The 6,029-nt window shown below is 70.5% G+C and carries 6 protein-coding genes; 1 reads left to right on the forward strand and 5 read right to left on the reverse strand.

All coding sequences use genetic code 11. The features are described from left to right. Window positions 1-194: 194 nt before the first annotated feature. The 5 genes from trhA to ACTS11_RS01290 all read right to left on the reverse strand — a co-directional run bounded on the left by trhA (window position 195) and on the right by ACTS11_RS01290 (window position 3,409). Window positions 195-863, reverse strand: coding sequence for a PAQR family membrane homeostasis protein TrhA (gene trhA / locus ACTS11_RS01270; RefSeq protein WP_442638543.1), 669 nt, complete (start codon window positions 861-863; stop codon window positions 195-197). A 196-nt stretch (window positions 864-1,059) separates the two neighbouring features. Then, complete coding sequence (locus ACTS11_RS01275) at window positions 1,060-1,632, reverse strand: cob(I)yrinic acid a,c-diamide adenosyltransferase (RefSeq protein ID WP_442638544.1); 573 nt, start codon at window positions 1,630-1,632, stop codon at window positions 1,060-1,062. Window positions 1,633-1,635: 3 nt separating this feature from the next. After that, window positions 1,636-1,848: a twin transmembrane helix small protein gene (locus ACTS11_RS01280; protein WP_442638545.1), complete on the reverse strand. Its 213-nt coding sequence runs from the start codon at window positions 1,846-1,848 to the stop codon at window positions 1,636-1,638. Window positions 1,849-1,937: 89 nt separating this feature from the next. Continuing rightward, complete coding sequence (locus ACTS11_RS01285; RefSeq protein WP_442638546.1) at window positions 1,938-2,765, reverse strand: SDR family NAD(P)-dependent oxidoreductase; 828 nt, start codon at window positions 2,763-2,765, stop codon at window positions 1,938-1,940. Window positions 2,766-2,824: 59 nt separating this feature from the next. Next, window positions 2,825-3,409, reverse strand: a complete 585-nt coding sequence (locus ACTS11_RS01290) for an SH3 domain-containing protein (protein ID WP_442638547.1) — start codon at window positions 3,407-3,409, stop codon at window positions 2,825-2,827. A 157-nt stretch (window positions 3,410-3,566) separates the two neighbouring features. On the opposite strand from ACTS11_RS01290, the gene ACTS11_RS01295 reads away from it, so the two are divergent. Then, entirely contained in the window at window positions 3,567-5,900 is a 2,334-nt protein-coding gene (locus tag ACTS11_RS01295; RefSeq protein ID WP_442638548.1) for a DNA topoisomerase IV subunit A, read from the forward strand. Window positions 5,901-6,029: the final 129 nt, after the last annotated feature.

Below are 6,029 nucleotides of genomic sequence, written 5' to 3' on the forward strand. Positions count from 1 at the left end.
GCGGACCTTCACGTTGTAGTCGATCACGCGCTTGACGGGCACGAGCACCTTCATGCGTGTCTCTCCTCTCTCGAAACTGTCGGGGGCTGACGTAGTTCTGCCCCGCGTCAGGGGGAGTGTTAGCCCGTCAGGGGGTGCCGTGACAGGTCAAAATCGACGCGCCGGATGCATCCGACGCCGCGTCAGTCGACGATTCAGGGCAGCGGGAGCGGGGGGATGGCCGCCATCAGCTCGACCACGATGGCCGCGTAGCACACGCAGGTCGCCGCCAGCACGAAGACGTGCCAGATCGTGTTGTGGAAGGGCAGCCGGTGCCAGAGCAGGAAGGCGACGCCGCCCGTGTAGAGGAGGCCGCCGGTCAGCAGCAGGACCATTCCCGCCGGGCTGAGCCCCGAGAGCAGCGGCTGGCCCCACATGACGCCGGCCCATCCGAGGCCGAGGTAGAGGACGATCGCGAGGAGCGTGCGGCGCTCGGCGCTGAAGACGATGATCGAGGCCCCCGCGATCGCCACGGCCCAGATGCCGGCGAGAAAGCCGGGGCTGCCGGGGAAGAGCACGACGAAGGGCGTGTAGGTGCCCGCGATCTTCAGGTAGATCGCCGACTGGTCGAGGCGGCGCAGCCGGTCGGACCAGTCGGGCCTGCGGACCATGTTGTAGAGCGCCGAGCAGGTCAGCATGGCCAGGAGCGTCGCGGCGTAGATCGCGACCGCCGTCACCGTGGTCGCGTCGCCGATGCGCCAGGCGGCGAGGGCCACGAGGATCGGCCCGGCGACGAGCGCGAAGCCGATGCCGAGGACATGGATCGCCGCGTCCGAAAGATACTCGGCGCGCGAATAGAGGCGGGGTCCGCTGACGTGGCTCATGGACATAGTGTAGCGCGAACCCTTGTTTTCGCCAAACGTTCCCCTCCGTCAGCGTTGCGCCGGCTTCGCCGTCGCCCGGGGCGAATTCCAAGGGAATTCGCGGGGGGCTGCCTGCCCCCCGCCTGCGGTGCCCGCAGGCGCCCCCCGGGAGGTTTTCTTCCAGGATGAAGGAGATGGAGGGCGCGCCGCCCCGGCCCTAGCGGCTCGCGCCCGGGACCCAGAGCACGTCGGAGCGGCCGTCGTCGTTGGCGATGCGGCCGGCGACGAAGAACCAGTCCGACAGGCGGTTGAGGTACTTCACCGCCTCGGGGTTCACCGATTCCATCGTGGCGAGCTCGACCACGTGGCGCTCGGCGCGGCGCGCGACGGTGCGGCAGACATGCATGTGCGCGGCGAGCGCCGAGCCGCCGGGCAGGATGAAGCTGCGCAGGGGCTCGAGCCGCGCGTTCATCGCGTCGATCTCGCGCTCGAGCCGCTCCACCTGCGAGGCGACGATGCGCAGCGGCGGGTATTCGCGCCCGGCGTCCTTCTCGAGGTTGGGCGTGCAGAGGTCCGCGCCGAGGTCGAAGAGGTCGTTCTGGATGGTGGAGAGCTTCGCGCCGATCCCGGTCTCGGCGTGCAGGCGCGCGACGCCGAGCATGGCGTTCAGCTCGTCCACGGTGCCGTAGGCGGTGACGCGCATGGAGTGCTTGGCCACCCGGCTGCCGTCGCCGAGCGCGGTCTCCCCGTGGTCTCCGGTCTTGGTGTAGATCTTGTTGAGGACCACCATGGATCAGCCTCCTGTTTGGCGACGGAAGAAGACGAACGCGAGGATCAGGACGACCGCGACGAACTGTGCGATGAGGCGCCAGCGCATGAACTTGTTGGAGTTCTGCCGCGCGTACTCGCCGCCCCTGCGGAACGAGTTGATGCCCATGAGCAGGATGACCAGCACCACGAGGCACGCCAGCAGCGCGACGATCATCAGGGGGTCGTTCATCAGCATGTCGGTCTGTCCTTCCTCGTCCGGGGCGATCTAGGGGCCGGGCGCGCCGGGGCCAGTGCGACCTGCCGGACCCAGGGCGAAGCCCGACCCTATCCGCGCGCCAGAATCGTGTCGAGCGCCCGCGTCGGCAGGGCGCGGCGGAGCGCCATGGCGACCCACGCGGGCGTGGTGATGTAGTAGCGGGCGCGCGGTCGCGGGCTTTCGAGCGCGTGGACGAGTTTCGCGACGACCGCCTCGGGGGGCAGCTCGAACCGGTCCTTGCCGCGGTCCTCGTAGAGGCGCTTCAGCAGGCTCGCGCGGTACTGTTCGGCGCGGGGGCTCGCCTGCCAGTCGATCCAGCGCTCGAAGCGGGGGATCGACTTCACGCGCAGCATCGAGGTCACGGGGCCGGTGTTGAGCGTCGCGACGTGGATCGGGCTGTCGCGCATCTCGATCCGGAGGGTGTCGGTCAGGCCCTCGAGGGCGAACTTGGATGCCACGTAGGCGCCGCGCCACTTGTAGGTCACGAGCCCCAGGACGGAGGAGTGCTGCACGATCCTGCCGTGGCCCTGGGCGCGCATCACCGGGATGACGCGGCGGGTCAGGTCGTGCACGCCGAAGACGTTTGCCGCGAAGATCTCCTCCAGCGCGCCGCGGGGCAGGTCCTCCACCGCGCCGGGCAGGCCGAAGGCGCCGTTGTTGAAGAGCGCGTCGAGCGTTCCGCCGGTCCGTTCCAGCGCGGCGGCGAGGCCCTGCTCGACCGAGGCCGGGTCGGCGTAGTCGAGGCGAACGCTTTCGAAGCCCTCCGCCTCGAGCACCGCGATGTCGGCCTCCTGCCGCACGCTCGCGATAACGCGCCAGCCGCGCGCCTTCAGGCCGTGGCAGGCGGCGAGGCCGATCCCGGAGGAACAGCCGGTGATGAGGATGCTGCGGGTCACGCGCGGGCTCCGTCCTGTCGCGAGGCCTGTGCTAGGGCAGCGGCGGCCTTGCGGCAAGCTCAGTTGGCGGGGGCGAGGAAATCCTCGGACATGTAGCCCTCGAGGTCCGTTCCCGGCACGCGCAGATGCGCCCAGCCGTCGCCGACGCGCTCGATCAGTTCCACCTCCGTCCCGAGGTCGAGCGCGGCGAGGATGTCGTCCGAGGTGGAGGGTCCGGCGCGGAAGTTCACCCGCTCGCCGGTGACGCGGAGGAGGGCGCCCGGTTCGATCGGGGCGGACGCGGTCTCGGCCGGCGGCGTCTCGGTATCGGCGCTGGCGGGATCGGCCGTTTCCACCGGCGGCGCCTCCTCGACGAAGGGGAGCGCGCCCGAGGCCTCGGCGTCGGGCAGGTTCACCCGCGCGTCCTCCTCGGTGAGGCCGGAGGGGTCGACCACGAGGTCGATCGGCAGTTCCTCGCCTCCGGCTGTCACGAGAACGAGGCGCCCGTCCCCGGTCTCGCGGAGCGCGCTGTCGTCGGCGGCGGCGCGCACGGGGCGACCCTCGCCGGGGGCACCGGCGGCCTCCTCCGTCACCGGCGCCTCGCGCGGCACCAGAACGAGCACGGCGAAGATCACCGCGGCGAGGATCAGCGTCAGTCGGATCATGCGCGGTCCTGCTCCCTTCCTGCCGCGGCGCTCTACACCCCGCGCGCCGATTCGGCACGGTGCGCAATCGCGGTGGGGATTCCCTGCCGCACCGATGCCGTTCCTGCGCAGAGGTCGCTTGCCGCCCCGCTGCGCCGCTTGTATCACAATGCTTGGTATGAGCGAACCCGGTCCGCCACAAGATGACAGCCCGCAGGATGACGGGCCCGAGATCGGGCGGCTGAGCGCCGAACCGCTCTCGCGCGCGATCTCGTCGCGCTACCTGCAATACGCGCTGTCCACGATCATGCACCGCGCGCTGCCGGACGCGCGCGACGGGCTGAAGCCGGTGCACCGGCGCATCCTCTACGCGATGCGGGAATTGCGCCTCTCCTCGACGGGCGGCTACCGGAAGTCGGCGAAGATCTCGGGCGACGTGATGGGGAACTACCACCCGCACGGGGACGCCGCGATCTACGACGCGATGGCGCGCCTCGCGCAGGATTTCGTGATCCGCTACCCGCTGGTGGACGGGCAGGGGAACTTCGGCAACATCGACGGGGACAACCCGGCGGCCTCCCGCTACACCGAGGCGCGCATGACCGCGATGGCCGAGGCGCTGATGGAGGGCCTCGACGAGGACGCGGTCGACTTCCGCGACAACTACGACGGCACGCTGCGCGAGCCCGAGGTGCTGCCGGCCTCGGTGCCGAACCTGCTTGCCAACGGGTCGAGCGGCATCGCGGTGGGCATGGCCACGAACATCCCGCCGCACAACCTCGACGAACTGCTGCGCGCCTGCGAGCACCTGATCCGCACACCGGACGCGCGCGACGACACGCTCCTGAACTACGTGAAGGGGCCGGATTTCCCGACGGGCGGCATCATCATCGACCCGCCGCAGGCCATCGCCGAGGCCTACCGCACCGGGCGCGGCGCCTTCCGCGTGCGCGCCAGGTGGGAGATCGAGGACCAGGGACGCGGCACCTGGGTGATCGTCGTGACCGAGATCCCCTACCAGGTGCAGAAGTCCAAGCTGATCGAGAAGCTGGCCGAGCTGATCCAGACCAAGAAGATCCCGATTCTCGCCGATGTCCGGGACGAGAGCGCCGACGACATCCGCATCGTGCTCGAGCCGCGCTCGCGCAACGTCGATCCGGCGGTGCTGATGGGGATGCTGTTCCGCAACTCCGAGCTCGAGACGCGGTTCTCGCTCAACATGAACGTGCTGATCGACGGGCGGACGCCGAAGGTCTGCTCGCTGAAGGAGGTGCTGCGCGCCTTTCTCGACCACCGCCGCGACGTGCTGATCCGCCGCTCGCGCCACCGGATGGAGAAGATCGACCACCGGCTCGAGGTGCTGGAGGGCTTCATCATCGCCTTCCTGAACCTCGACCGGGTCATCGACATCATCCGCTACGACGAGGCGCCGAAGGCCGCGCTGATGCGCGAGGAATGGGGGCGCGACTTCGTGCGCGCCACCTCGGAGAAGGACTATGTCAGCCCGCCCGAGGGGGAGGGCGAGCTGTCCGAGGTGCAGGCCGAGGCGATCCTGAACATGCGGCTCCGCTCGCTCCGGCGGCTCGAGGAGCTGGAACTCCTGCGCGAGCAGGAGGCGCTGATGGCCGAGCGCGAGGCGCTCGAGGACCTGCTGGCGGACGAGGGCCTCCAGTGGAAGCGCATCCTCGAGGAGCTGCGCGAGGTGCGCGAGCGGTTCGGCGCGAAGGCCGAGGGGGGCGCGCGGCGCACCGTGATCGAGGAGGCCGCGGAGGCCGAGGAGGTGCCGATCGAGGCCATGATCGAGCGCGAGCCGATCACGGTCGTCTGCTCGGCCATGGGCTGGATCCGCGCCATGAAGGGGCATCTCGATCCGGGAACGGAGCTCAAGTACCGCGACGGCGACGCGGGCCGCTTCGTGCTGCACGCGGAGACGACCGACAAGCTCCTGATCCTGGGCGCGCAGGGGCGGGTCTACACGCTGCCGGCGTCGAACCTGCCGGGCGGGCGGGGCCTCGGCGAGCCGGTGCGCCTGATGATCGACCTGCCGAACGAGGTGGAGATCACCGACCTCTTCGTGCATCGGCCGGGCGCGAAGCGGCTGGTGGCGAGCTCGGCCGGGGACGGGTTCCTCGTGCCCGAGGAGGAGATCCTGGCCCAGACGCGGGCGGGCAGGCAGGTGCTGAACGTGAAGGACGGCGTCACGGCGCGCGTGGCGGCCCCCGTGGCCGAGGGCGACGACGCCGTGGCCGTGGTGGGCGACAACCGCAAGCTCCTCGTCTTCCTGCTCGAGGAACTGCCCGAGATGGCGCGGGGCAAGGGCGTCCGGCTCCAGAAATACAAGGATGGCGGGCTGTCGGATGCGCGGAGCTTCCGGCTGTCCGAGGGGCTGAGCTGGCGCGATCCGGCGGGACGGACGCGGATCGAGACGGAGCTCGGCGAATGGACGGCCAAGCGCGCGACCGCCGGCCGGATGGCGCCGCGCGGCTTTCCGCGGGACAACCGGTTCACCTGAGCGCTGGCGGCGCGCGTCCCGGGGCGGGGGTTGCGCCGCCTCCGGCGTCGCCGGAGGCAAATTCCCGGTGCGGGAATTTGCGGGGGGCCGTCTGCCCCCCGCGCCCCCCGAGAGTTTGGTCCCAGGCTG

The sequence above is a fragment of the Roseicyclus sp. genome (genome assembly GCF_052168335.1).
Lineage (GTDB): Bacteria > Pseudomonadota > Alphaproteobacteria > Rhodobacterales > Rhodobacteraceae > Roseibacterium.

What these genes read in the sequence shown, in the direction of transcription:
- ACTS11_RS01280 (WP_442638545.1), bottom strand. Translation starts at nt 1,848, where the DNA reads ATGCTGATGAACGACCCCCTGATGATCGTCGCGCTGCTGGCGTGCCTC.
- ACTS11_RS01295 (WP_442638548.1), top strand. Translation starts at nt 3,567, where the DNA reads ATGAGCGAACCCGGTCCGCCACAAGATGACAGCCCGCAGGATGACGGG.
- trhA (WP_442638543.1), bottom strand. Translation starts at nt 863, where the DNA reads ATGAGCCACGTCAGCGGACCCCGCCTCTATTCGCGCGCCGAGTATCTT.
- ACTS11_RS01275 (WP_442638544.1), bottom strand. Translation starts at nt 1,632, where the DNA reads ATGGTGGTCCTCAACAAGATCTACACCAAGACCGGAGACCACGGGGAG.
- ACTS11_RS01290 (WP_442638547.1), bottom strand. Translation starts at nt 3,409, where the DNA reads ATGATCCGACTGACGCTGATCCTCGCCGCGGTGATCTTCGCCGTGCTC.